The sequence below is a fragment of the Mojavia sp. genome (assembly GCF_059505145.1).
In genome coordinates, this window is record NZ_JCACKA010000053.1 from 29,980 (window position 1) to 56,288 (window position 26,309).

At 41.7% G+C, this 26,309-nt stretch carries 20 protein-coding genes and 2 pseudogenes; 16 read left to right on the plus strand and 6 right to left on the minus strand.

Annotated features, from left to right (window positions below; translation table 11 throughout):
• From AC5JL8_RS10530 to AC5JL8_RS10570, 9 genes and pseudogenes are all read left to right on the plus strand, one after another.
• A partial coding sequence (locus tag AC5JL8_RS10530; RefSeq protein WP_495879723.1) for a WD40 repeat domain-containing protein occupies positions 1-879 on the plus strand: 879 nt, incomplete at its 5' end.
• Positions 880-1,005: 126 nt separating this feature from the next.
• Positions 1,006-1,243: pseudogene (locus AC5JL8_RS10535) on the plus strand (DUF4277 domain-containing protein); the annotation flags it as partial.
• 122 nt (positions 1,244-1,365) lie between these two features.
• Entirely contained in the window at positions 1,366-1,509 is a 144-nt protein-coding gene (locus AC5JL8_RS10540) for a hypothetical protein (RefSeq protein WP_495879724.1), read from the plus strand.
• A gap of 298 nt (positions 1,510-1,807) precedes the next feature.
• The gene (locus AC5JL8_RS10545; protein ID WP_495879725.1) at positions 1,808-2,035 is read left to right on the plus strand and encodes a hypothetical protein; all 228 of its coding nucleotides are present in this window, start codon (positions 1,808-1,810) and stop codon (positions 2,033-2,035) included.
• Positions 2,036-2,220: 185 nt separating this feature from the next.
• Positions 2,221-3,501: an acetyltransferase gene (locus AC5JL8_RS10550; protein WP_495879726.1), complete on the plus strand. Its 1,281-nt coding sequence runs from the start codon at positions 2,221-2,223 to the stop codon at positions 3,499-3,501.
• 19 nt (positions 3,502-3,520) lie between these two features.
• Complete coding sequence (locus tag AC5JL8_RS10555; protein WP_495879727.1) at positions 3,521-4,042, plus strand: hypothetical protein; 522 nt, start codon at positions 3,521-3,523, stop codon at positions 4,040-4,042.
• Between the two features lie 293 nt (positions 4,043-4,335).
• Positions 4,336-4,515 (plus strand): annotated as a pseudogene (locus AC5JL8_RS10560) (hypothetical protein); the annotation flags it as partial.
• A 495-nt stretch (positions 4,516-5,010) separates the two neighbouring features.
• Positions 5,011-6,186: a homospermidine biosynthesis protein gene (locus AC5JL8_RS10565; protein WP_495879728.1), complete on the plus strand. Its 1,176-nt coding sequence runs from the start codon at positions 5,011-5,013 to the stop codon at positions 6,184-6,186.
• A gap of 561 nt (positions 6,187-6,747) precedes the next feature.
• The gene (locus tag AC5JL8_RS10570) at positions 6,748-7,359 is read left to right on the plus strand and encodes an exopolysaccharide biosynthesis protein (protein WP_495879729.1); all 612 of its coding nucleotides are present in this window, start codon (positions 6,748-6,750) and stop codon (positions 7,357-7,359) included.
• A 119-nt stretch (positions 7,360-7,478) separates the two neighbouring features.
• Here the strand turns inward: AC5JL8_RS10570 and AC5JL8_RS10575 are convergent, their stop codons facing one another.
• From AC5JL8_RS10575 to AC5JL8_RS10585, 3 genes are all read right to left on the minus strand, one after another.
• Positions 7,479-11,486, minus strand: a complete 4,008-nt coding sequence (locus tag AC5JL8_RS10575; RefSeq protein ID WP_495879730.1) for a DUF2157 domain-containing protein — start codon at positions 11,484-11,486, stop codon at positions 7,479-7,481.
• Between the two features lie 442 nt (positions 11,487-11,928).
• On the minus strand, positions 11,929-12,672 hold the full coding sequence (locus tag AC5JL8_RS10580) for a DsbA family protein (RefSeq protein WP_495879731.1): 744 nt from the start codon (positions 12,670-12,672) through the stop codon (positions 11,929-11,931).
• Between the two features lie 380 nt (positions 12,673-13,052).
• Positions 13,053-14,486: a deoxyribodipyrimidine photo-lyase, 8-HDF type gene (locus tag AC5JL8_RS10585; RefSeq protein ID WP_495879732.1), complete on the minus strand. Its 1,434-nt coding sequence runs from the start codon at positions 14,484-14,486 to the stop codon at positions 13,053-13,055.
• Positions 14,487-14,893: 407 nt separating this feature from the next.
• Between AC5JL8_RS10585 and AC5JL8_RS10590 the strand changes: the two genes are divergently transcribed.
• Positions 14,894-15,448: a 1,2-dihydroxy-3-keto-5-methylthiopentene dioxygenase gene (locus AC5JL8_RS10590; protein ID WP_495879733.1), complete on the plus strand. Its 555-nt coding sequence runs from the start codon at positions 14,894-14,896 to the stop codon at positions 15,446-15,448.
• 352 nt (positions 15,449-15,800) lie between these two features.
• Positions 15,801-17,624, plus strand: coding sequence for a tetratricopeptide repeat protein (locus AC5JL8_RS10595; protein ID WP_495879734.1), 1,824 nt, complete (start codon positions 15,801-15,803; stop codon positions 17,622-17,624).
• 235 nt (positions 17,625-17,859) lie between these two features.
• Here the strand turns inward: AC5JL8_RS10595 and AC5JL8_RS10600 are convergent, their stop codons facing one another.
• The gene (locus tag AC5JL8_RS10600) at positions 17,860-18,255 is read right to left on the minus strand and encodes a hypothetical protein (protein ID WP_495879735.1); all 396 of its coding nucleotides are present in this window, start codon (positions 18,253-18,255) and stop codon (positions 17,860-17,862) included.
• A 644-nt stretch (positions 18,256-18,899) separates the two neighbouring features.
• On the opposite strand from AC5JL8_RS10600, the gene AC5JL8_RS10605 reads away from it, so the two are divergent.
• The 4 genes from AC5JL8_RS10605 to AC5JL8_RS10620 all read left to right on the plus strand — a co-directional run bounded on the left by AC5JL8_RS10605 (position 18,900) and on the right by AC5JL8_RS10620 (position 22,371).
• A complete protein-coding gene (locus AC5JL8_RS10605; protein ID WP_495879736.1) occupies positions 18,900-19,199 on the plus strand; it encodes a DUF433 domain-containing protein in 300 nt (99 codons plus the stop codon).
• Positions 19,196-19,561 carry a DUF5615 family PIN-like protein gene (locus AC5JL8_RS10610; protein ID WP_495879737.1) on the plus strand — a complete coding sequence of 122 codons (366 nt, stop codon included), beginning with the start codon at positions 19,196-19,198 and terminating at the stop codon, positions 19,559-19,561. The genes AC5JL8_RS10605 and AC5JL8_RS10610 overlap by 4 nt, the downstream gene beginning before the upstream one ends.
• A gap of 582 nt (positions 19,562-20,143) precedes the next feature.
• The gene (locus tag AC5JL8_RS10615; RefSeq protein ID WP_495879738.1) at positions 20,144-21,484 is read left to right on the plus strand and encodes a sensor histidine kinase; all 1,341 of its coding nucleotides are present in this window, start codon (positions 20,144-20,146) and stop codon (positions 21,482-21,484) included.
• Between the two features lie 206 nt (positions 21,485-21,690).
• A complete protein-coding gene (locus AC5JL8_RS10620) occupies positions 21,691-22,371 on the plus strand; it encodes a response regulator (protein WP_495879739.1) in 681 nt (226 codons plus the stop codon).
• On the opposite strand, the gene AC5JL8_RS10625 is transcribed toward AC5JL8_RS10620, so the two are convergent.
• Positions 22,368-22,667, minus strand: coding sequence for a hypothetical protein (locus tag AC5JL8_RS10625; RefSeq protein ID WP_495879740.1), 300 nt, complete (start codon positions 22,665-22,667; stop codon positions 22,368-22,370). The genes AC5JL8_RS10620 and AC5JL8_RS10625 overlap by 4 nt on opposite strands.
• Positions 22,668-23,517: 850 nt before the next feature.
• On the opposite strand from AC5JL8_RS10625, the gene AC5JL8_RS10630 reads away from it, so the two are divergent.
• Positions 23,518-24,210, plus strand: a complete 693-nt coding sequence (locus tag AC5JL8_RS10630) for a sugar transferase (RefSeq protein WP_495879741.1) — start codon at positions 23,518-23,520, stop codon at positions 24,208-24,210.
• A gap of 815 nt (positions 24,211-25,025) precedes the next feature.
• Here the strand turns inward: AC5JL8_RS10630 and AC5JL8_RS10635 are convergent.
• A complete protein-coding gene (locus AC5JL8_RS10635) occupies positions 25,026-25,967 on the minus strand; it encodes a tetratricopeptide repeat protein (RefSeq protein WP_495879742.1) in 942 nt (313 codons plus the stop codon).
• Between the last annotated feature and the right edge of the window lie 342 nt (positions 25,968-26,309).

A 26,309-nucleotide genomic window follows, 5' to 3' on the forward strand; every position in this document is an offset into this window, starting at 1 on the left:
GAAAAAGAAGTTAATTCTGTCGCCTTTAGCCCTGATGGTAAGTGGATTGTCAGTGTCAGCAATGATTCGACAGTGCGCTTGTGGGATATTAACGGCAACCCCATTGGTCAACCTTGGCGCGGACATGAAAAAGAAGTTAATTCTGTCGCCTTTAGCCCTGATGGTAAGTGGATTGTCAGTGCCAGCAATGATTCGACAGTGCGCTTGTGGGATATTAACGGCAACCCCATTGGTCAACCTTGGCGCGGACATGAAAAAGAAGTTAATTCTGTCGCCTTTAGCCCTGATGGTAAGTGGATTGTCAGTGCCAGCAATGATTCGACAGTGCGCTTGTGGGATATTAACGGCAACCCCATTGGTCAACCTTGGCGCGGACATGAAAAAGAAGTTAATTCTGTCGCCTTTAGCCCTGATGGTAAGTGGATTGTCAGTGCCAGCAATGATTCGACAGTGCGCTTGTGGGATATTAACGGCAACCCCATTGGTCAACCTTGGCGCGGGCATGAGTATTGGGTAAATTCCGTAGCTTTTAGCCCTGATTGTAAACTGATTGCCAGTGGTAGTCTTGATGGAACAGTGCGCTTGTGGGACTGTGGGTGGCAAGAATGGTTGCAAGTTTGCTGTAACAGGTTACATTATCATCCCATCTTTCAAAATCCTGAAAATGGCAGTGATGTAGAAATTGCCCACCAAACTTGTCAAAAATATGTATGGAATCCACAATGCCCTAAACAGTTGAACAACCAAGGTGCAGCAAAGCTAAAAGAGAAAGCTTTTTCAGCAGCTTTGGAGGACTTTAACCAAGCAGTTCAACTTAATTTCACATCGCACTGGAAACATCACCTTGCTTGGCAATCAGTATGGACAGAGAACCAATAATCCCTCTTTCAAGAAACATATTACTTAAGCGTGTGCTGACTGAACTCGATTACATGACAGAACGGCGTTGTTGCATGTATTTTAGATTCCGCAGGTAAGCAAAGAGATTAATGGTGTTTTTTATTCATGACATCATTAATATCACAAATCAGCTTACAAGATATTGACCACTGTGGGCTAGTAGCGGGAATCATAGACCAGATATGTTTGGTAGAGCAAATCAACCAAATACTAGGAACACATCACCAAGAAATTGTCAGTCCAGGTCAAGCAGTCAAAGCTCCCGATCGTTAATGGCTTGGGTTTAGTAAGTGCGCCACTATACTTGTTTGAGAAGTTTTTTGTAGGCAAGGTCACAGAGCATTAACTATTACGGTAATAGCTGTTGAAGTTCCAGAGTTGACCGAGCAGGAGCAGAGCGTAGACGCGCAGCGGCTTGTCGTAGACATCGCCTGCATCTAGAGCGCAAAGTGGAGAGAGCGGTTTTTGAAGCGGGTAAAGCACTTATGGAGTTGCGCGATCGCCTCCGGCACTGGCGAAGCCAATCGCCGACTGTACCGTTCAACGCATAAAACCTTTGAAGACTATTGCCGCGATCGCTTTGGTCATAGTCTTCAAGAATTGAATTAAATATTCATCCTCCCCAAGGTAGAATTTGAATTATTTTTTTACCTATACTGATTATCTTTTACTAGCAGCAATTAATCTAATTTCTTCCTTAAGATAGATAACTTTTTTTAGTAAATCATTTCTCGTCCAACACAGTTTTCCATAATAAACTTAATATTATTTTTATTATTTCCATAAATTTTATCAATATCTAAAACTCTAGTGTTAAACAGCAAATAATATTACAATGAATTCTTAATTGCTTGATGTATTAATTTGTACTCCATTAGATGTGAAAGTTATTAGGTATCAAGAAATAATGTTGAAACGTCGCACAATACTAATTGGTTTAGCTGCGCTTGGCTTAACGTTAGCTGTTAGTACACAAGTTCATGGACAGTCCACAACTGGGCCAGATGCTTGGGAGACTGTCTACAATAATGCAGTAGCCGGGGCAACAACGACAATTTCAGTCCCGCTTTTGCAGCCTTTATTATCACTTGTCTTAGACACCTTCTACAAATTGGCAGGTTATTGGGGCGGTTAATTCTTTGTCTCATACCTAAAAAGAGTCTAAATAGAAGCTGTTGCAGTGTAGTTTTTTGGTAATTTCTCAGCCTGCATGGACGCTCTGCGTCTTGTCGCTAGAAATCGCTTCAACATATCTCGTATTCATTAACGCAGATTTTCCCATAGCCAAATATTTCATAAACCGTGAGGACTTTTCTTTCTATGTTCAAACCTCGCACAATTTTTAGTGCCTTAACTGCGATTATCCTAGCGTTTGCCATCAGCACACAGATATATATACAACCCGCAGTAGCTGCTGGAGGAACGTGTAATCCAACTGTGGGAAACCTACCTATATGCCCAAGTACAGCACCTTCCGAGTCAGCTAGTTTCATTGACCCAACTGCAACAATCATCAATCCCACAAATATTACCTTAGGGGAAAATGTCTACGTTGCCCCATTTGCCCAGTTAGACGCTACTAATGGCCCCATTAGCATTGCGGCCGATTCTAACGTCCAAGACCAAGTGAAAATTACAGCTTCGGGAACAGGAGTGCAAGTAGGTGAGCGTGTGATTATGGCACACTTGACCACAATCAAAGGTGCAGCTAAAATCGGGCTTCAAGGCTCAACCGGGCCTTTTACCGACCCAATTACTAATACTCAGTTTAGCAACACTGTTCCAGAGACATTTCTCGCCTTCAACTGTGAAGTAGACGGTGCAACTATAGAAAGAAACTCAGTAGTCAACTTTCTCTCGCGGGTTGGCCCTGGCGTTACCTTGCCGTCTGGTAAAGTTGTCTTGCCTGGTAAAAACGTCACAACTAACCTAGAAGCTAGTAGCGGCACCTTTGGAAAGGTTGCAAACCTGACACAAGCCGACGTTAGATTGATGGAAGGTGTCGTTGAAGTCAATGAAGCATTGGCCAAAGGTTACGCACAATTAGCCAGAGCAGACTTGTCAAATGTAAAAGGAATTAATTACGCTCCCGTCACCTCTTTTAACTCTGGAGGTCTGCCACAGATAGGTGGAATTTCGACTCGTGATCCAAACTTTCGTAACCGCATCATCGGTAATGTGATTATAGAAGATTCTTTAGCAACGCTCAACAACAAATTGGCTAATAGAATTTCGCTGCGTGGTGATGAGGGTGAACCTATTCATATTGGTCAAATTGCTGGTATGGCAAACGATGTTGTCTTTCATGCGTTAGCATCAACTAACTTGACTCTTGGTGATGGTATTGGTTATGGGCCTCGCGTTCTAGTTCATGGCGGTAGGCAGGTTATCAATGGTGTTTCTAATGGCCCTGAGACTCGTGTAGGTGATGACGTAGGGCTGGGGCCGAACGCCTTGATATACAGTGCAGTTATCGGCGACAACTCAGCGGTTGGGCAAAAAAGCGCAGTCTTCAACTCTACAATACCTCCCAGAACGCATATCCGTTCTCGAACAATCTATGCCGACAACGGCAACCTGATTTTACCTGTGGAGTGGTAAGCAACTGAACTTTTGCATCATGATGAATCGGAAAATATTGTCGGTGCAATTACAATGCCTACGATTGATTGTGCTGTTCACTTTGATATTTGGGCTGGTACTAAGTGTTGATGGTGGTTACTCTTTAGCTGCTGACATATCCGCCAATCAGCCCCAGGTGGTACAACCTCCAGTCACAGGACTTGTCTCTACATTGTCGGATGAAGTCGAGGAATTACCAGCAGAGTTAATTCGCTGGTCAACCTACTGGCAACTTTGTTGGGAACCATATCCTGAAGCTAAAGAATACGAACTGCAAACGGTGCTTATGCAAGGGAAATCTCCAAAGTTGAAACGTCAAAGCGATCGCTGCTTTCGTATACAAGCTGCATCTAATGAAAACCATTTGTCACAAGGATTACTCAACCGTGATTTAATCTTGTTAATGCATAAAATTCAGCTTGGTTATCGAGTGCGAGCCGTCTTAGATAACAACCGCGTCAGTGAATGGTCTCAAGTCATGGCGGTCGGTGCAACTACTATTTCTAGCGTTGCTGATTAAGCATCCCCGCTCTCATAACCCGCATTTCTCACAAGCTTCAGGCGTTTGATGGAGCAGAGGGGTAGAGGGGAAAGAACTTGTACAAGAACTCTCCTTTGCTCCCCTGCACCCCTGCACCCTTGCTGGCTCCACACAACAATTTTGGATTGGCAGACTACTAGCCCTTCTTCTTCTCCTGTCGGAGACGCTACGCGAACGGAGACGAAGGCAGGGGAACATCTCACTTTTTAAAGTGGCTCAAACTGGCAATAATCCATTAAGATAAGCACAGCGATGAGCAAGGACTTGAGGTACATTTTCTCGTTCGCCAGCGTGTAGATATTTCTAAGGAATTACGTCACAGTGCGATCACTACTATTGAAGCTGTGCAAACATTAATATTTATGGGTGCAATGCCCAAAGCTATCAAAACAAAACGGTGTGACGGATGCAGTCTATATTCGCACGTTGAAATTTCACTTACTCCCTATTAGGGATTGAAACTATTTTGAATACTTGCGGGAGATTGATATTCAAGTTGAAATTTCACTTACTCCCTATTAGAGATTGAAACAAAAAACAAACTGAACTTACACAACAACAAAAGAGTTGAAATTTCACTTACTCCCTATTAGGCATTAAAACATAGTTGCGTCAACTGTTAAGGTATAAACTAGGCATTGCTGAATTAGAATATGAAATGCCAAAATCACCTTTCTTTTTCTTTGTATTTTTGCGACTTTGCGTGAGACAAATTAATATTTCCAATCAGCAACGCCATAAACTACTATACGTTTCCCATGTAACACGCTTGCAGAATTACACTGACAAAAGTTAATAAGTTGTTACACAGCCATAAATGCCCAGAACAAGTAATTTTTGTGTGTTTTGGACAAAATACCTACGATTGCTACCTAAATATCATAAAAGAAGTGGCTGAAACCTAGATAACATTAGATTCGGCGTGTTTACTTTTCAGGATTGTCAAAATGTCAAAACAGCTAGGTCAAAAAATTGCACCGATACCGATGTCAACAGATATTGGAGTGGTTGATTTGATTGATAATTACTTCACCGCTTACAATTCGGCACGTTTGCGAGAAATTTGCCAATTGATGAGTCGTGATGTGCTAACTGATGGCGTAACAGTGGGTGTTAGCCTTTCTGGTGCAATGACACCAGCTGGATTCGGGGTTTCAGTCCTTGCACCTTTGATTCGCAACGGCTTTATTGATTGGATGATTAGCACAGGTGCAAATCTTTACCATGATATGCACTACGGCTTGGGTTTTGAACTATTTGCTGGGAATCCATTTTTGGATGATGTGAAGCTGCGTCAAGAAGGTACTATTCGGATTTATGACATTATCTTTGGCTATGATGTGTTGCTGGAAACTGATGCTTTCATCCGCAAGATTCTACAAGCTGAACCTTTCCAAAAGCGCATGGGGACTGCTGAATTTCACCATCTGCTAGGTAAATATGTCTGGGAAGTAGAAAAGCAATTAGGAGTAAAAAATTCTTGTTTGCTAGCTACAGCTTACGAATGTGGCGTACCTATTTATACTTCTTCTCCCGGAGATAGTTCAATTGGGATGAACGTGGCGGCTTTAGCATTAGAAGGTTCGCAGTTAATTTTAGATCCCTCAATTGACGTGAATGAAACAGCAGCGATCGCCTATGATGCCAGAGAAGGAGAAGGCAAAAGTGCAGCTGTGATTATCGGTGGCGGCAGCCCCAAAAACTTTTTACTACAAACACAACCGCAAATTCACGAGGTACTAGGTCTAGAAGAACGGGGACACGATTATTTTGTACAGTTTACTGATGCCCGTCCAGATACTGGTGGTTTATCTGGGGCAACACCCTCGGAAGCCGTGAGTTGGGGTAAAATTGACCCGGAAGAATTACCTAGCACGATTGTTTGTTATACCGATAGTACGATCGCTTTACCGCTGGTAACAGCATACGTTCTCAACCAGTGCCAGCCTCGTCCCTTAAAACGGCTGTACGATAGACGCGAAGCAATAGTAGAGAAACTACGAACCGATTATCTGGCAGCTAAATCACAACCATCAGATCAAATCCCTGCGGCTATGGCAGAAAGTGCATCCCAGCAAGCAGCTACTTATCCCTGCGGCAGATTAATTCCTAATACTCTTTAATCAGAGGGGAGACGCGGGGAAAATTTATCTAACAGCTTCTCCGTGTCTATCCAAATTCAAGGGCAACAATCATCGCTAAACTAGCCAGATAAAGATTTAGACGGTACAAACCCCTTCAAAAAACAGAATCGAATTTTTGATCGCTTTTACCGTGTTAGCGATCGCACTTACAATATTTACCTAGAGAATTTGTGCAGGTACAATCGGCGCAGTATTACCCAGCAATACGCTTAGAAAAATCGTCATTGCTTTTCCAGCACTGATGGGTAAAATAAAACCTGTTGCTCGTTGGAGATTACGATTTAAGACTAGAAGAATAAACTTCAGTTCATCTGCTCTATGATTTAAGTCCGTTAATTTTCTTATTTATTTTGTATTGCTAACATACAATGTATTGTAATAAATTAAACTTGCTTAACCACAATATTACTGGATCATAAATTTGGTTAATATTACTGCCAGAAAATCACTAAAATACTGATACCAAAATGTGCAGATATAAAACTATGAGTTTGGATTACAGTAAAGTTTAATGAATTATTTTCCCATTACTAAAGCATCATGCACCTAAAATTTTCTCAAGATATTAAGTCATTATTACAACATTTAGCTGAAAAACCTCTGACTCTGGGTGATGTTATTTCAGAAACCTCAGAACGGGGTTTTAGCTTAGTGATTGCATTATTGGTATTACCGTTTTTGGTGCCCACACCACCAGGCTTAAGCACTCCTCTCGGTGTAGCTTGCTTGTTGATGTCAGGACAGATGGCTTTAGGGAGGCGTACACCGTGGCTGCCGAAAAAAATTGCTAGCATCAAATTCCCTAATTGGTTTGCTCAAACACTGTTGCAAAATTTACGACGTGTGACCAAAGTTCTAGAAAAAATCTCCCGTCCGCGTTTTCAGAAAGTTGCTGACAATCAATTAACTTGGCGGTTCAATGGGATATGTCTAACTTGGTTAGCAATATTATTAATGTCACCATATCCTCCTGCTACCAATCCTCTCCCAGCTATGGGAATGTTACTGTTGGCGGTTGCGACTATCGAATCTGACGGTATATTGATGTGCATCGGCTATCTAGCCACCGTTTTGAATACCTTGTTTTTCGGTTTTGCCTTTTACCTTTTATATACAGGGGCTACCTATTTGCTACCTAATATTTTTCGGTAATACTAATAAATGTTAGCCTTTATTTACTAATTGCTGATAGCTTGTTTAAGCTATTCCAGTTGGCGTTCTTTGTCCACCGTGCCTCCTTATGCCAAATTTTTCGCCGCTTGAATGCTTGATTATTCCCATTGCTGAAATTCATCATTAGTATTACGAAGCAGGGAAGTTATTTGAGTACGGCGAGTTTCAAAATTAGCGGCGATAGAAATTAAAGCAATACCAACTAATAAGCCGACAATCCATTTTAAAAATGGATAACGCAAGCTAAAAATTACTAGTTGGTAAATACTGGTAATTAAAAAAGCGGCTGTGCCAATGTAGAGAAACGCTCTTATTCGCAAAGCTAATCCGGCGAAAATGGCAATAAGGCTAAATATTCCCGGAATGATGGCTGAATTTTGATTAAATATGATTGCCCAGCCACAAATTAAGCCACTGGCAAGCATACGGAAGATGTGACGGGCAGTTTTATTTTCCGGTAGCCGCAGTTGGGGATCTATTTGGGCAATATATAGTAGCGAGAAACCAATTAATGTTACATACCATAAAGGATCAGTTAGGCGTAAGTCGTTAAACCAGCGAAACAACGCCCAATCAATCAAAGCAACGCTGATATAGGTAAAGCGGATATTTTCACTAACCTTTGCCAAGAAGATGTAAAACCCAGCTGCGATCGCCAAAGTAATTGGATAAACTTGCAGCTTGGTTTCCCATAAAATTATCAATGGCACAATGTATGCCGCCCATTGCCAAGGTCTTTTAGTCCAACCCCAACTCTCCCAAGGTAAGATGTAGAGAAAATAGGCAACTACACAAGCGATCGCACCGTTCCAAGGCACTAATGGGCCAGTTATAAATTGTCCAATTGCTGTCTCGCGCCAATAAATTCTGATGGCGGCTACTTCTAATAAACCGAGGTAAACCCACATCTCTGCTATTGTGATTCTACCGAAGATGCGCGCAGATGCTTCGGGAATAGAGGAAGTAGGCGATCGCCGCCCTTGAAAAATCGCATATTGAATTAAAACTATTCCTGTGCCCAATCCTACCAAGCGGTTAACTTGAATGGGAGCGCTAATTGCAGCCATCAATAAGCAACTACTCCAAGCCCAATGAATATGAGTAATTCCTTTCAGTTGTTGGAGTGTCAGACGTAAGTAATCTGACAACCAAGGCGATAAAATACGGTATGCCAACATGATGCTAGTACCAAGGGCGGACATGGCAATCAATCCATCGCCAAATGCGCCTCCGGTAGCTTTTGACATTTGATAAAACAAAAGTTCATAGGCAGAAACTGATACACCGATGATTCCTAAGTAAAGTAGGGGTTTGAAGTTCTCATGGCGTCGCCCTACACCAATGACAATTAAAGCTACACCTAAAGACAACAAACCTGTCGAGTCATCAAAGGTATCCAAGCGCAGCAATACACTAAAGACAGCATAAATTAAAGGCAAAATGTGCAGGCTACTCTTGAGTCTTATTTGATATCTGCGTCGCCACCATTCCCCTAAAAGTTGAGTGATTAAACCCAAGGAAATATTAGCGATCGCCATATTCACAGTTGAACGTCCCCAAAATCCTAACAATTCGGCAATCAATAATTCCACACACCAACCAATGCTATAAAATGCCCAATTTGTGGGTTCACGCCAACTACGATAAATAATTGCTACCAAAGTTATGGTAGTGGCAGTTAAGTACAAAAATCCAGGTTCAGCAAGTCTTTGGTAAACAACCAGCGAGTGCAATGTGAGGATAAACAACTCAAAGCCACACAAAGCGATCGCCCACTTATCACTTGCGGCTGCATAAATAGCTGCTAATTCGTTATCTTGTCGCATCAAGGCTGTACGCGTTAACCATAAACTGAAAGTTGCGATCGCAATGACAACAAACCAACCTGCTAAAGCTAAACGTGGTAATCCAGGTAACCCTTCCCAAAGCAACACGCCAATGAAACTCAGCCCAAATCCAACTGTAATTGCAGCTGAGACTTGATATCGTAAATAGCGCGTATTTACAAACATCACAACTGTAGCCACAGCTAAACCAATTAATCTAGTTCCTGGTAGCTGTAAAGTTAGTAACTGGGTTAGTCCTAAAGCCAAGATACTGACGCTACTACTGAACGTGCGACGCTGAGTAGTTGTTTGACTGGCAATACCTGTAAGAGCTAATGGTGTAATAAGCCAAATAATTCCCCAATAATGTTGGCTACGAATAGCGCCATACCAAGATGATTCTGCATTTGCCGACAAGAGGGCGAAGCTAACAAACGCTAGTGCTAAACCAATATGCCATGCACTACGTCGCCATACTCCATTACCAAGGCTAAATCCCCACTCTGCCACCATCAAAACTAACAAAATGCTTGCCCACACTTCTTTACCCAGACTTGGTAACAACCAATTAATTATTGAGCAAAGTGTCAACACTCCCATGATATGAGTTAGGTATACCAAGGGAGGGGAAGTAGAGGAAGGGGAGACGGGGGGAGGGGGGGACAAGGGGAAGGATTCGCTTTGGGTTCTTGCGTCTTGATCAGTGCGGCGTTTGGTGACGACTGCAAGTGTGATTGTAGAAAATAGCAAATTTAGCGATCGCAATACCGGATTAACTAAAGCGATCGTTGTTAAGACAGTTCCCAGTAACAGCGTTAGCAGTTCGCCAAATTTAGCTAAATCTCGCTTGTGGACGCGATAAAAGTTATCGGTTACCACCACCATAAAAATGATGTAAGGAAATAAAGCTACACTCAACAACGCCCAAGGTTCATTTTCAGCTTTGGTGAGTTGGACGCCAAATGCGATCGCTCCTGACTGTACACCAGCAGGTAATAAACGCCAACCCAGCCAAAGCGTTTGTAAACCAATCACAAAAACTGCTGCCAAATCAGCTGGTAAGCTATACTTCTGCAAGCGACTGCCTACAAACTGCAAACCCAAACCACTCACAGCTATTGCTTGCCAGGGATAATTTGATACTGCAACCAACCAACCCAAGAAAAGCAAAACACTACCAAGTCTTTCCCAAAGTAAAAACAATGGCGGAAGCGGCGATATTTCTCCTTGTCCCCTCGTCCCAGCGCCCCCTTCCCCTCTATGTGCTAACCAAGTCATCAACCAGCCGCAAATACCAATAGCTAAACTCAGCTGAGTTACATTTATCTGAGCAACAAAAATTGCTCGGACTAATAAAACTACTAAGGCATAAATAATTACAGCAGCAGGCAAGCTAATACCCACGCCAATACGCCTATTGCCCTCATTTTCTAATGAAGTTGGAGGGGGTTGCTGTCGGTAGCGATTGTGATAAATGGTAATAATAGTTGTTCCTACCATTGCCAAATAAACGGCAATTAAGGGAAAGCCTGGTAATTTCCAACCCCAATGTAAGAACGATAGCCCTAAAATATTTACCAGCAGTAATTTATCAGTTCGTAAATTAGTAAAAAATAGCCGATTATTGCACAGTAAAACAGTAATAGCTGTCAGGGCAGGAGCTGCGATCGCAACTGTTAACCAATCCAAGGGATTGTGCCACAATCCAAAGCTATCCATTGCCCAAAAGTTTACGGGCACTAATAACAGAGTGACAATCAGCAAGGTTTGAGCTGTCAATCTCAGATTGCTTTGCCTAGCAGCCCAAAAGCTGAATCCCCAAAAACTCAAGGTGTAAGCTAATAGAACCCCATATTGTCCAGAAGCGGGGAACCTTTCCCACTGACTCGCAGCAAGTACCCCAGACGATACAACTACCAGAAATACTCCCAAAAACAGCAGCCATCGGACACTCAATTCTGCTCCTAGCGACTGTAACATTGTGGCGATAAAATTCGGTTTAGCTGGTTCTGCTGGCGGTTGTCTGCGGCTAGTCGATTGCAAAGCTGCTACAGGCAACGCTTGCACAGGATCGGAAATAGCTAAAGTTACCTGTGCTTTAGGTAACGTCTGAGGTTGCAATATCACCGGACACACAAGAAACTCTCGGCATAGCTGCCTAACTTGGGCATCGGATATCAAACCCAAGCGCAGCCATATATCCAGCCCTTCTAATAACTGAGGGTGAGAAGATGGCAGCCTGACTTCTATTTTCAGCAGGCGATCGAGGGGTGATGACATAAGCCGCAGCCGTATAAGTATATACTTGAATTTTGTTTTTGATTAAAGTACATTGTGGCTCTATCTGTGCCACTTATTTAGCTGACTGATATAAAACTCTAACTTTTCAATATTTACCAAGTACAATCGCCTGTTTTGAGTTATAAAACAGTAAAAATCTTTTATTCGGTCTATTAATCAGTGCGATTGGGGTTCGTTCAATTGAACCATTAATTATTCTTGATTCAACTAATCCCATCCAAATAATTATTTTTCGTTGTTTAGATGCATTATTGACAGGTGGTTTAATTGCAGGGGGCAGTGAAGGAATACATAAGTTTACGCAGGTCTTTACTGACTTTTTAGAAGCTACTTCTAAACAAGTTAAAGATTCAAGATTACCTTAACAAGACCCAACAATCCAGCCTTCTAAGCTAAACCACCTAATCATTAGACCTCTGAGCTATCTTACACGTGATAAAACTTCTTCTATTTGCTCTAACTCTACTGCACCAGAGAAAGTTTCTCCATTCATGATAAAGAAGGGAGTACCTGATAGTCCTAGTTTACTTGCGAGTTGCATATCTTGAGCGATCGCAGCATTTGCCTTTCGTTGATCGCCTTTAAACTTTTCCACATCCAGATTTAAATTTTGGGCAATTTTCAAATATAAATCTTCGCCTAATTTGCCCTGCTGACTGAATAAAGCATCATGATATTCCCAGAATTTGCCCTGCTGTTGTGCCGCCCAAGCTGCTTGTGCAGCTGGTATAGCTTGTGCATGAATATTAGCAAGAGGTAGGTGTTTATAAACCATTTTCACTTCATCTTGATGCTTGTCCATGAATTCTTTAACAGTGTCATGGGCTTTAGCACAGAAAGGGCATTGAAAATCAGAAAACTCAACTAGCACAACTTTGGCATCTGGTTTGCCAGTGGTAGGAGAGTTAGCAATTATAGTTTGAGGATTGGTTTTTAAGTCTTGCAGAAATATTTGGCGTGTTTGTTGAAGTTTTTCTTGTTCTTGCTTTTGATAAACTTCAAGAGATTCAATAATAGCTTCTGGGTGGTTGCGGAGGATTTGTAATACTTGTGCTTCGATTTGAGGATCGATGCGAGTGGCGGCAAAAGCAGGGTGCAGTCCTTGGCAAATAATCAAGTACAACAGACAAACGACAACTCCGAAATACTGAAGAATACGTAACATGAGGTTTATGTTTTTTAATTTGAGAGTAAAGGACACAACAGAAATCAGGTATTAGCCTGCCCAATTAGATAGACAATCTAGCATCATCCACAGTTTTGGATCTATTACTTGACCAAAAGTATTGTTCCCGTTCACTCACACAAACTCCGGTTATTTGTCACTTGTCCGTTGCTAAAAGCTAGGGTTTACGCACTCAAGCCTGAAACCTTGATCCCCCCTAACCCGCCTTCAAAAGGGGGGAACGTCTAAAGCCACGCCACTGAGGGAGTCGGGGAACCCGCAAGGGCGCAGTGGTCTTCTTTCTAAGGGAGTTGGGGGATCTGAGTGCGTAAGTTCTAAAAGCATCTTCTCGTTCTTTCTTAGCAAATTAAGGGCAATTATCATCCCTGCTTTTGCTGTTGATAATGCTGTTTAAACTGCTGTTGCTGAATTTTATGATCCACAATTGGGTCAGGATAGCCAAGCGCACGACGTTCTAAAGGTGAAATTTTACCAGTAACTAAATATTCTGCATCTAAAGAACGCAATTCTGTCACCCACTGCCTAATATATTCACCTTCTGGATCGAATTTTTGTGCTTGACTAGCTGGGTTAAAAATTCGCAAGGGTTTAGGGTCCATACCACTCGAAGCACTCCATTGCCAACCGCCATTATTAGCAGATAAATCTCCGTCAATCAATCTCTGGAAAAAGTATTTTTCTCCTAATTGGGGATTAATCAACAAGTCTTTTGTTAAGAAACTGGCGACAATCATCCGACAACGATTATGCATCCAGCCGCTTTCGTTCATCTGGCGCATTGCTGCATCCACAATCGGATAGCCAGTTCTCCCCTCACACCAAGCTTGGAACTTTTCGGGGTTGTTTTCCCAAGGGAAGTTTTTGAATGCGTCTCGAAAAGCACCTTCAGCCAATTCTGGAAAATTATACATTGCGTGTTGATAAAATTCCCGCCATGCTAATTCCTGTTGCCATGTGCGGATATTGGCTTCTGCTTCATCGCTGCGGCTGTTTTCTAGCGCTTCTAGTGTGGCTTGCCAAACGGTGCGTATGCCAATAGCGCCAAATTTTAAAGCTGCGCTGAGTTGGGATGTACCGTCAACTGCGGGAAAATTCCGTTGTTCTTGGTATTCAGTGATGTGAGTCGCACAAAATTCTTCTAGCCGTGCTTGCGCCGCCGCTTCTCCTGGGGCAATAACTAAGCCTCCATCCCAGATAAATCCTAACTCTTTTGCTGTTGGTAGTGCGATCGCTCCGGTTTGCTTGGCAATTTCCTGTTCAACTTCCGTCAACCCCTCGACATCATGCAAAGTTTCTACTGGCTTGGCTTTGGTTTTGCTACTCCAATTTTTCCAAAAGGGAGTGTAAACAGTATAAGGAGCATTACCACCTGTGCGAATCTCTTCTGGTGAGTGCAAAATTTGATCCCAATTTTGCTCTAGAAATTGTATACCTTTTTCTTTGAGAGCATCAATCACAGTGCGATCGCGTTCTTGAGAATAAGGTTCAACATCCCAATTCCAAAAAACAGCTTTGGCGTTCAAAGCCGCTGCTAATGCTGGAATTGCTTGCATCGGATTAGCGCGCAGTATTAACAGCTGGCTTCCAGCTTGAGCATATCGTTGTTGTAGTGCCTGTAAACAGCCAATCATGTAAGTTACTCTGACTGGCGCAACATCATCTCTTTCTAAAATATTTGGATCAAGGCAGAATACTCCTACCACTTTAGGACTTTGTTTTCGTGCCGCAGCCAGTCCTGTATTGTCAGAAATGCGTAAATCGCGGCGATGCCAAAACAAAATTAAATCAGACATTCCATACTCATGTTAGTTCGCTTGTACTAGCTTAGAATCTAGCGGCATCAATGAGCATCACTCTACCGACAAATTTCTTTTTTCGTAACTTTAAATGCGAATTACCGAAAGTCGGCGATAAAGCCCACTCCAACAAGAGGAGTGGGATGAGCTTAAACTACTCTGGCCCATTTCCCGTACAAAAGCGCATTGCACGTTATATACAGGACTTACGCACCAATAACGTAATTTCGTCGTCATTGCGACCGTAGGGAAGCAATCCCAAAGTCTTGATTCTCGTTGCGAGTGCGTAAGCCCTAATATATATGCACATAATTTGCAAATACAACCCCGGTTTGTCTATCGGTATACTGGCTAATTAATTAAAAGTTAAGTATACTCTTTTTAACAGTTTTAGTGTTTCTGTTATGGCTATCCTACTGCTTGACGACGGTACAATCGAGAGTGAATTAGACGAGATAACTGATGAACTCGCCCCTCTTGGCATACACCTGAAACACTACGATCCAGGAACCTCGCTTCTCTTCCCCCACCTAATAGAGCAGGATGTTGTTACAGAGTCTGAGAAGCGCTACATTTTAGAACTGCACAATGGCGTCTTTGAGTTTCTTCAGCAAGAAAACGGCTATCTCTGGTGTGACTTGTTAAACGTGCATCCTGGTTCTCCCAATCTCCAGATGCTAATCTCAACCTACAATCGTTATCATACTCACACCGCTGCTGAACCCATTTACGTGCTAGCAGGAGAGATAATCTTCGGTTTCGTAAAACCCGATGGCAATCAGATACAGCTTTTAGTTCAGGCACAAGACTATCTTCTTATTCCTGCTGGAGTCGAGCATTGGTGTAGTCCTACAGCATCTTTAAATTTTAAAGGAGTACGCTATTTCACAACAGCAGATGGCTGGTTACCCAATTATACAGGGACTCAGTTAAGTGATTCTCTAAATAAGCCACGCTAATAGCCGTTGCGATTCGGTAATAGGTAATACAACCTTTTTCCGGCGTTGCATAAATGCGGGATGAATTACGATGTTTAACCAAAGTGAAAGATTGATTTTTCGCGCCTTTGCGCCTTGGCGCAAAGGCGCGAAATAAATTGTACCCCGCCTGAATGTAAGCCACGCAAAAGCTGTGGGGGATTGTGAGCGCAAGTTCGCTTCGCTCCACGGCAGGGGGAAGGAGACATTTCCCCTGCTCCCTGCCCCCTTCCTCTCTGCTTCTTCTGTTCAAAAATTAGGTAGTAATCCTATAGTAGTTGGAAATCATGCTGTCGCTTAAAGCGATGGAAGTGTTAAAACCCCAAAAAATTACATGAATGTCGAAGATTATTTAAATCAGGGATTAAATAAAAGTTTTCAAGGGGATTATCAAGGAGCAATTGCAGATTATACCCAGGCAATAGAACTTAATCCTGACTATGCAGAAGCTTACTATAACCGGGGTATTATTCTCAGCGGTAATCTTAAAGATTATCGAGGAGCCATTGCAGACTTTGATCGGGCAGTACAAATCAATCCCAATTTTGCGGAAGCTTACTGCAATCGAGCTAATGTTCGTTACTGGTTAGAAGATTATGAAGGAGCGATCGCAGATCATAGCCAAGCATTACAAATCAACTTTAACCTGGCCGAATCTTACCACAGTCGGGGTAAAGCCTACTTTGCTCTCGGCAACTATGAAGCAGCGCTTGCAGATTTTCACCAAGCAATTCAAATTAATCCCCAATTAGCTACTTATATTAATATTGATATTGCCAATGCTTACCATAATCGCGGTGTGGCTCGTTGCGATCAAGGAGATAATCAAGGAGCGATCGCAGATTTTAACCAAGCCTTACAACTACAACCAAATTTTGCCGCGGCTTACAGCAATCGGGGCAATGTTTATCATATCTTAGGTGAGTATATCCAAGCCGTAGCCGATCACGACCGAGCATTACAGCTAGATTCCAACTTGGCAGAAGCTTACCATAACCGAGGTAATGCCCGTTATGCTCTCACAGATTATCAGCGAGCGATCGCCGATTATAACTCTGCATTAAAAATTAACCCCAACTTTGCCGGAGCCTATTATAATCGGGGTCTTGTTCATGCTCATCTCAAAGAATATCAGCAAGCAATTGCCGACTTTAACCAAGCTCTGAAACTCAATCCTGATGATATCCAAGCCTACTATCAACGGGGTCTTGTCCGTAGCGCTTTAGGAGATTATCAAGAAGCAATTGCCGATTATAACCGAGCTTTACAGGAAAATCCCACACTAGATTTAGTCTATGGCTTTCGGGCAACTGCTCGCCGCCAAATGGGAGATTATCAAGGAGCTATTCAAGATAGTACTCGACTATTGCAACTTAATCCGCTGATGGCTGAGGGATATTGCGATCGCGCTGCGGCTCGTCGTAGTCTAGGAGACTATCAAGGAGCAATTAAAGATTACGATTGGGCATTGATGTTCGATGCCAATTTAGCCGAAGCTTATTATGGTCGAGGGATTGTCCGTGAAGCTTTGCAAGATTACCAAGGCGCAATCACAGATAACACTCAGGCAATAGAAATTACACCCGGCTTTTCTCAAGCTTACTGCAACCGGGGTAATGCTCGCCGCCAACTCGCTGATCAACAAGGCGCAATTGCCGATTATGACCAAGCAATACAACTAAATCCCGAATTGGTGGAAGCTTACTACAACCGAGGTTCGCTCCGCTATGCCTTGGAAGATTATGAAGGTGCAGTAGCAGATTACACTGAAGCTTTGCGGCTTCAACCCCACTCTCCCGCATTTTATAGCGATCGCGGTAATGCTCGCTATGCCTTACAAGACTATCAAGGAGCAATCGAAGATTACAATCAAGCAATAGCGATCGAGCCTAGCTTTGCGGAAGACTGGTTTAACCGAGGACGTAGCCGTTCTCTACTAGAAGACTTGCAGGGAGCATTGACAGATTTAAACCAAGCCTTACAACTGCAACCACATTGGACAGAAGCCTATCTTGTAAGAGCTGATGTCCACCGCAATCTGGGAGACAATGAAAACGCAATTGCCGATTTCCAAGAATCTGCCAACCTCTATTACAAACAAGGAAATATACAATATTACCGTCAAATTCTGAAATTGATTGCAGAACTTCAGTATTAGCAGTAGGGTGGGCATCGCCCACCAAAACCATATCTGATGCACATTTGAAGTACTGATGGGCAGTGCCCTTGAAAGAGCGCTGGTGTTGGGTGCTGAGTAATATCATGTCCGCCTAATTAGTTATAATTCCCGCATCTGTGCAAAAACCGCAAAATCCTCTTTCCCCCTGCTCCCTTGCGGTCTTATAAGTCTTTCACCAGACACGATATAATAATTTCTCCCCAATCCCCAGTCGCTACGCCGTTGTCACATCCTTACCAGATTTTGCCTTTGCTACAGACTTGAGACGAGTAGCTGTGCTTTTACGAATGCGATCGCTTTTCCGCACACCACCCGCCATCATATATTCGTTGCTGTCTTTACCGTATTTGAAAGCAACTCCCAGCAGCATTCTTTCCGAAAAACTACTCAAACTTTTTTCCATCTCCTCAATTTCAGTTCTGGTAGAGTTAATCATTGCTAGAGTGGTATTATAAGCGTCTATACTATTACGTAATGTCTCCATTAGTTGTGTCATATTTTGTAGGTTACAAACACCCCCAAAATCGATATTTGGATCAATCGCCTTCAGTCCGGCGATTCTCAATTCAGCTTTTTCTAAAACACGAGATGTCAGTTTTTGACGGTACATAAAGGCACTCCTGTATAAAAATTGTTCTAGAGCTAGCTTGGCTCAATTAAGCTGCATTCTGGTTCAGCATAATTCGCAAAATATTGTATTTTTTACAATGATATTTTTAGGTGATCGCCGCAATTTGCGCTAAATATACCGTATTAATACATAATTTTCTAGTTATATTTTTAGCTACTAGCTTTTGCAGAGACTAATTATTAAATATCCCAATAGTAACCAAATCGTTTCTGAAAAGGAAATTGTGACTGAATGTAACAAAAATTACGGCGTTGGTTATGACAAGCGTGATTTCGGTAGGGCTTTAGCAATGCTAAACCCTAGCGAATGTGCTGGATATAGATTTTTAAGCTTAATAGCGGAAATTAGCACAAAATTCATGTGTAATAAAGAAATAGGTTACACATAGATAAAGTAGTTAATGGAACCTCTAACTACTGCTGCGATCGCAATTGGCTCTGAGCAATATTGCGATCGCAACATACTACGGAATAGGAAAAATTAAATATTTGTGAATTTGCGATTGCCTCCGGCACTGGGCATAGTCCAATCGCATTTTTGCCTCAACTGCATTTTAAATACTGTCAGGCGATCGTAATGTTAACCTAGTTCATGTAAGGACGAAATATTGAGGGAGAAAACCCTTGGTAACTAGCATTGATATCGGTACGCTAATTACAAGAGATCCTAAGTTGCGTGGAGGTCGTCCCATCATTGCGGGAACAGGTTCATCTGTACGCAGAATTGCAGCTTTATACAAGCAAGGTCACAGCGCCGAAGAAATTGCTGCGGATAAACCTCACTTAACGCTAGTACAAATTTATGCAGCACTAACTTACTATCACGCTAACCGAGAAGAAATTGATACAGATTTGGCAGAAGAACAAGCAGCCTATGAGCAGTTAGCAGCACTCCACTACAGCCAAAAACAGAGTCAACAATGAGTTTGATTCGTTTGTATTTAGATGAGGATGCAGAAAGTAACAAGCTGTTGCAAGCTTTGCGTGTTCGTGGTGTGGATGTGGTTACTGTTGCAGAAGTGGGAATGATATCTTGTAGTGATGAAGAACAACTGAATTGGGCTTTAAAAAATCAACGGGTAATTTACAGCTTTAATCTTAGAGATTTTTATCGATTGCACACAATTTTGCTGGAACAAAAAGAATCTCACGCTGGTATTATTTTGGCACAGCAAGGTTACTCTGTAGGTGAGCAAATGCGCCGCCTTCTGAAAATAATTGCAGCCAAGTCATCAGAAGATATGCAAAATCAGGTGGAATTTTTAAGTGTTTGGAGTGAAGAATAGTTTATTAAGGTGATGTCTGAAGACAAGCCCTACGGGTAAATCCTACGGATACGCTGCGCGAACGCCAGTTCCTTTATGCCGGGGAACCCGTCCACCGGACTGGCTCACCGCTACGCGTCTACGCACCTTACCTAAATGCAGACTCAGATCCCCGATTTTTTGAAAAAGTTGGGGAACTGGTTGTTCATGAGGCGATCGCTTTCATTAACAACAGTGCGATAAGTCGGCTTTCGGTAGAACATAGAATTGAGAGGGTCAAAGCATTGATGCATTGATGATATGTAACTCAATATTTTTTTATTTCATCCAAAATTTATATAAAGCTTACCAAAATTTTATGTGTTAATCATTGAAATAACTTTCAATGATACTTGCTAGGAGACTGTAAAGTTAGGGGTGTATTAGGTAATGTTTAGCTTGCTAGGTTTCAAAGCTAAGTCAAACCGGAGGAAAAATCGTTTATTGACCCCTGTGTACTCTAGCTTTTCTATGCTGTTGTGCTTCCTAGTTTTGCAACAATGCTGGAACATTTGGTTGCAGTCCCTTAATCAAAAAGCAGCTAATTGTATAACAAATACTATATTGATAGAGCGTGAAACAGAACGTCTACTTGATGCTTTGATAGAAGAGGAAAGAGCCACCCGGCAGCCCTACTACAGCCATAAAAGAAGCACCTTCTCCAACAGCCTCAATAGGCTATCCAATATTATGCCAGATATCCCTATTATCCAGATTGAGCAGATTTATAAAATCAAAGACTCTTATAACCACTGGCGAAGCCAATTAGGCCAAAGGGATATCCTTGATGCCAAGAAGTCTACCATGCTGAAACAGGCTGCATTAGACTCAGTACGCAATGAAATTAAAATGCTGTCGGAGCAATATGAGAGACTTTTGAGCGATCGCAGGCATCACTTACTGCATCTGTACAGTATATACACTGATGTTAATATTATCAGTACAATCTTGCTCCTGCTAATAATCGGTTGGAACATCTATTTTTTGTATCAACGAGTCGAGCTACCCCTACGTAATTTAATGAAGATAGGCGAGCTGTGGCAGGCAGGTCAACTGGAAGCCAAGTTTGGCTATTCATCTGCTGACGAAATCGGACGACTAACTACAATTCTCAATTCAATGGCAAGCAAGGCTAGCCAGCGACAGCAAAGCCTGAAAGCACAAAACCAAAAGCTTGAAGACCTGATTTGTGCTCTCTCTCACGACCTGCGTACCCCCCTATTGGCTACCCGTAATACTCTAGACTGTATGCTCAAAGGAGCTTTTGGCATTGTCAGCAACTCTTTAAGGGAGGTGCTTGAAGAATACCGCCAAGCTAACGATGATCTTCTCAAACTTGTGGAAATCCTCTTAGACATCTCCCGCTATGAAACTAGTGGCAACACTCACAATCAACTAGTCTGCGATTCCCTAAATTGGGAAAACATATTTGATAAAGTAATTACTTTGATCAAAACCGCTTCAAACAAAGAAATAATTTTCACTTATAAAATCTCTCCATCGCTGCCAATCGTCTACGCTAACAGCTTAGAAATCCAACGGGTTTTACAAAATCTGCTTGATAACGCTGTGCGAGTGAGTCAGCCAAACACAGAAATAGTGCTTGAAGTAGCAACTCTAGAAGAAACCCAAGTCAAGGTTTCTGTACATGATCAAGGCCCAGGTATTGCACCACTAGAGAAGGAAAAACTCTTCCACCGCTTCATTCAAGGAAGAGGTCGGCGTGGAAAATCTGGGCTTGGTCTGTACTTATGTCGTCAAATTGTTGAGGCTTACGGAGGCATGATTGGTGTTGACAGTATCCTTGGAGAAGGTAGCACATTCTGGTTTACCCTCCCAGTTGCTACAGAAAAGGCTGAGTTACGGCATCAAAAGCAATACATTTTAGATAAACCGCAAGCTTAACCTGTGCATAATTATGTCCTTATTTTTTAATCGTAAATTGCTGATATCAAGCCAGACTTTAATACACTTAAGATAAGCTTGGCGGTTACAACTCCAAGCTTTAACTAAAGGTTGCCAATGCAGGCGGGTTTGTAATAGTTGCGGCCCTTAGGGTAACAGCTACTGCTAACTGAAGGGTATTGGCATAAAAAGGATATGTAGGAATAATGATGGGTGAGAGTACCGAGCTGAAAACCATAAGGATTCTAGTGGTCGATGACCATCCTTTGATCCGCCGAGGCATGAAAGGCCAATTTTCTTTAGAACCGGGCTTTACTGTGGTTGGAGAGGCAAATGACGGTGCACAAGCTATTAAATTGGCGGCTCAACTCCAGCCAGATATAATTTTGATGGACATTGATCTACCGATCATAGATGGTATCACAGCTACGCAGCAGATAAAAACTGACCAGACTGCTACTCGTATCCTAGCCTTGAGTGCATTTGATGACGACACCCAAGTGGTAGGGATGCTTGCTGCCGGTGCCGATGGCTACTGCCTCAAAAGCATCAAATGGGAACAACTTGTTGCTGTTATCCAATTAGTCCTCCAAGGTGGTGCCTATTTAGACCCTGCAATAGCTCAAAAAGTTGCGCGGTTGCTCAAGCCAACTTTTGTTTCTCAGGATACCCGTGGAACTGATGTGAGTCAGCGACCAATTCTTAGTACTCGTGAGCGTGAGATCCTCAAATTTATTGCTCAAGGATACTCCAACCAGGAAATAGCTGATAAACTTTTCCTCTCGCTAGGAACTATTAAGTCCTATGTACGTATGCTCCTCAACAAACTCAGCGTTGATGATCGTGTCCAAGCAGCAGCCATAGCTGTGCGCGAAGGGTTAATTTAAGCTTGGACTACTTCATGTAACAAGTCATACAGATCTGTAGGACTATTAACAAATGATTGCCCCTCAAGGGTGAGATCTTCTGACCACAAAATGTAGGGCTGGCATATTTGATGCTGGAAATTCTCAGGTAGAGGTAGACATAGAACTATGATATTAGGAGCAAACAAATTCATCTCCTCATCAGTGGGGACACCATAATAGGGAAATATATATGGGGTTTTCTTTAGGCAATAGCTACTTACACGCTGTACGGTAGTAACATTGCTACCAATGATCATAATTCGATGTACTTGCATAATAACTACAGAATTTACTTAGAAAGTTTTGCGCGTAAGAAGGTTGAATTTTGTATTTAGCACTATCACAACTAAGCTATTCATAATTTTCTGGTTACTTAAATAGCAGTAAAGAATGTAGCTAAATATATGGAATTTAAGGTATTCTGAAAGATTTATTCAACTCAAGTCAATTCATTTACAGATGATATGTTATGTTAATGACTGTATTGTCAGCTTCAAAAAAATTATCACACTGGCTTTGAATCACTTGTAAGAGTGTACCCAAGGTAATAATCCTTTGTAGATACTTCATATTATATTATCAAGCTTAGATGGACTTCACACTACATCCAAGTGGATAGTTAGGCGGACAATTTTATGCTTCCATAAGGATACTGTATATGTATGTCTTTAAGTAGCCATTAGATAGTATTTCCTATGGATGTGGAAGGAAGAAACTGTAATTACACCTAAAAAAATTTTGCAGCAAATATTAAATATTTGTTTTGCAATTACCCATGAATATGCAATGCAAGTACTTTTCAAGCTTTTTATAGATAAAAACTTTGATTATGTTTGAGTTTAGATTCTCAGCAATTTCACTTAATTTATCTAATTTAGGCATAAAGCCTTACTGCAAGTCCATTATCTCTAAACAATCTAACTGACTTTAAATTACGGCACTCTCCTGAATACAGTTAATGTTCGCTCATAAAGTAATAACCAAGAAATACCGTCATTGCAAATATCCCTAAGAACGCTTTTGCTCTTTGACCATATGCTTGCTTAAGCAACAGAGTACTTTGGTAAATTATTGGCTTTTTAAGTGACTGGATTTATAAGCTGACCCACTGAAACTGTAACTACTATGTATAAACTCTCTAATCGCCACTCTACTCGTTTACCAGTTATAGATGAAGCCTACATATCTCATTTTGCTAGTCTGCCAGTTCATCCTTCTGTAACAAGCAAAGTGAAGCGCATGATTGATATCCTGGGTGCTGTTGTAGGATTAGGGATTACGGCAGTCCTAACGATTCCTGTTGCTATAGCCATTCAACTGGATAACCCTGGCCCTATCTTCTACAGTCAAATTCGCTGTGGTCTGAATGGGCGCTCCTTTCGGATCTGGAAATTCCGTTCTATGATTATTGGGGCAGATCAACACAAGCATCTAGTCAAGAATGAAGCCAAAGGCCATCATATTTTCAAAAATAAAAATGACCCTCGCATTACCCATATAGGCAAATTTCTCCGCCGCACGAGCCTAGACGAACTTCCCCAGTTTTGGAATGTACTGCTAGGGGAAATGAGTCTTGTCGGCACTCGTCCACCTACTCCTGATGAAGTGATGCATTACTCAAGCCACCACTGGCAAAGGCTGAATGTCAAACCGGGTATTACAGGTGAATGGCAGGCGAATGGCCGCTCTAGCATCAAGTCTTTTGAGGAGATTGTGCGTATGGATCTAGAATATCAACACAAGTGGTCTATTTTCTACGATATTAGTTTGATACTGAAAACGCTAAAGGTTGTATTTAATAAGAGTGGTGCTTTTTGAATTGTTGTGGGTAGATTGGTAGCTGATTTGTTCGATGTAGTATACGCGATCGCATTTGTTCAACTCAGTCATCACCTGCGATGCGATCGCACATTGAAATCAGCGAAAATAGGTGATGTCTAACCACAAGCCCAGCATTAGCTACTTCTTGAAGAGTTGCCTTTACGTACTAATACCAAGTTGCCTTTTGTTGTAGTAATCTTTCGTTAGAGGAGATTGCTTCGCTCCACTTTGTTTCGCTCGCAATGACAGTTGCTACTTTTGATTGCAACTTGGTACAAGTAGGTTAGCGTAAATATTTATTGATACTATTTTTTACCAAAAAACCCAGTCATGATGACTGGGCTTTTGATGGGGTTATATTTCCCCAATACTTACTTATAGAAGTTATTTATAAGTTGTGTTCTACAGAAAATCACTACACTTGTATGAGTAACTACAGAGAACAACTAACTGCATTACGCTACATTCTATTGAGCGTGCAACTAAATTGGCATAAGAGGATATACTGAAATTTTTTAGAAAGTACCTGCAACTTATGTAATTATACAGGTGATTGCTTTATACCCTTTTGTCAGACAACATTAGAACTCATACCAAGTTGCGTTCTGTTGTAGTAATTTCTCGTTAAGGGAGATTGCTTCACTCCACTTTGTTTCGCTCGCAATGACAAATGTTACCTTTGATTGCAACTTGGTATCAGCTAAAAAAATGTTAGTCTACTGGCTGCGATCGCAAAACTGAAGCGAGGCAAACTCTAGTTTTAAACCTACTATTACTGTAGATGCTCGTTAAGTCATTGATCTGGATAAGTGCTAGAACGAGCTTTTGATGACCTGCCACAGACCACTTACTCTTCGCCAAAACCCAAAGCCGGATGCTACGAGTGCAAGCTTGTGCCAAAGAAGTTCGATTCTATCGTTACAATGCTGCACGTTCGTATCAAATCCCATTTCCTGATATAGTTTGCGGGCATTGCAATAGGCATTTATCGCCTCGGATTCTTGATTGCTTTTTTCTAACGCTAGACCTAAATTAAACCAGACGTTAGCTTCTCCACTACGATCGCTGATTTTGTTTCTGACCAAAAGTGACTGCTGATAAAACTCGATTGCTTGTTGGTATTGCCCCAAGCACTCATAAGCGTTTCCTAGTCCCGACAAACAGATGCCCTCAGAAGAGCGATCGCCGATTAATCTTGTTATATCTAACCACTGCTGGTAAAACTCAATTGCTTTTCGGTACTGTCTTAAAGACTCATAGGTATTACCTAAACTACCCGAAGCAATACCTTCTCCAGAGCGATCGCCGATTAATCTTGCTATGTCTAACCACTGCTGGTAAAACTCAATTGCTTGTTGATAGTGTCCCAACAATTCATAAATATTACCTAAGCTACCCAAAGCAATACCTTCTCCAGTCCGGTCACCTATTCTCCTAGTTATACTCAACCACTGTTGGTAAAACTCAATTGCCTGCTCTGGCTTTTCCAAGCATTGATAAGCATTACCTAATCCAGACAATACTTTGGCTTGTGCATCGCTATCTCCACTTTCCCTAGATATCTCAAGCCATTGCTGATAAAACTCAATTGCTTGCTCTTGCTCTCCCAAAGACTGGTAAGCATTGGCTAACTTCGATAAAAATTTTGTTTGTTCTGTGCGATCGCCTTTTTCTATAGCTATTTTCAAGCACTGCTGATGAAATTCAATCGAGTCAATGTTATTTAAGCTACTAGAGATAGTTTTTTCGGTCATTATTTATAGCAGTGCAAATGATAATTGATTTGACTTGACAAATGGTATTTTCATTGATTTATGACTATATCCGCCAGAAATCACAGGCAGGAGTTAAAACTTTTTACACATCATGGTGATATTCAATAACCCTAAATTTTAGATGTTAGCAGTCTCAAAGTATCTCGAAGAATGTGCATACTGTCAATCTATTTTGCTATCACTATTGGTATTAAAGGTGGTATTAAAGGAACGCTGCCTTTGTGTCCACTTTTATCATTTTTTGTCAAGGGGGTTTTGCACAGATATCTAGGTGCATTGAGATACTTCTATAGCTAAAACCATTATTTAAGAGTTAGGGCA

Coding starts and splice junctions, on each gene's coding strand:
- AC5JL8_RS10545 (WP_495879725.1), top strand. CDS start 1,808: ATGTTGAAACGTCGCACAATACTAATTGGTTTAGCTGCGCTTGGCTTA.
- AC5JL8_RS10625 (WP_495879740.1), bottom strand. CDS start 22,667: ATGCAAGTACATCGAATTATGATCATTGGTAGCAATGTTACTACCGTA.
- AC5JL8_RS10565 (WP_495879728.1), top strand. CDS start 5,011: ATGTCAAAACAGCTAGGTCAAAAAATTGCACCGATACCGATGTCAACA.
- AC5JL8_RS10575 (WP_495879730.1), bottom strand. CDS start 11,486: ATGTCATCACCCCTCGATCGCCTGCTGAAAATAGAAGTCAGGCTGCCA.
- AC5JL8_RS10610 (WP_495879737.1), top strand. CDS start 19,196: ATGAGTTTGATTCGTTTGTATTTAGATGAGGATGCAGAAAGTAACAAG.
- AC5JL8_RS10585 (WP_495879732.1), bottom strand. CDS start 14,486: ATGTCTGATTTAATTTTGTTTTGGCATCGCCGCGATTTACGCATTTCT.
- AC5JL8_RS10590 (WP_495879733.1), top strand. CDS start 14,894: ATGGCTATCCTACTGCTTGACGACGGTACAATCGAGAGTGAATTAGAC.
- AC5JL8_RS10570 (WP_495879729.1), top strand. CDS start 6,748: ATGCACCTAAAATTTTCTCAAGATATTAAGTCATTATTACAACATTTA.
- AC5JL8_RS10630 (WP_495879741.1), top strand. CDS start 23,518: ATGTATAAACTCTCTAATCGCCACTCTACTCGTTTACCAGTTATAGAT.
- AC5JL8_RS10550 (WP_495879726.1), top strand. CDS start 2,221: ATGTTCAAACCTCGCACAATTTTTAGTGCCTTAACTGCGATTATCCTA.
- AC5JL8_RS10555 (WP_495879727.1), top strand. CDS start 3,521: ATGATGAATCGGAAAATATTGTCGGTGCAATTACAATGCCTACGATTG.
- AC5JL8_RS10635 (WP_495879742.1), bottom strand. CDS start 25,967: ATGACCGAAAAAACTATCTCTAGTAGCTTAAATAACATTGACTCGATT.
- AC5JL8_RS10600 (WP_495879735.1), bottom strand. CDS start 18,255: ATGTACCGTCAAAAACTGACATCTCGTGTTTTAGAAAAAGCTGAATTG.
- AC5JL8_RS10580 (WP_495879731.1), bottom strand. CDS start 12,672: ATGTTACGTATTCTTCAGTATTTCGGAGTTGTCGTTTGTCTGTTGTAC.
- AC5JL8_RS10595 (WP_495879734.1), top strand. CDS start 15,801: ATGAATGTCGAAGATTATTTAAATCAGGGATTAAATAAAAGTTTTCAA.
- AC5JL8_RS10620 (WP_495879739.1), top strand. CDS start 21,691: ATGATGGGTGAGAGTACCGAGCTGAAAACCATAAGGATTCTAGTGGTC.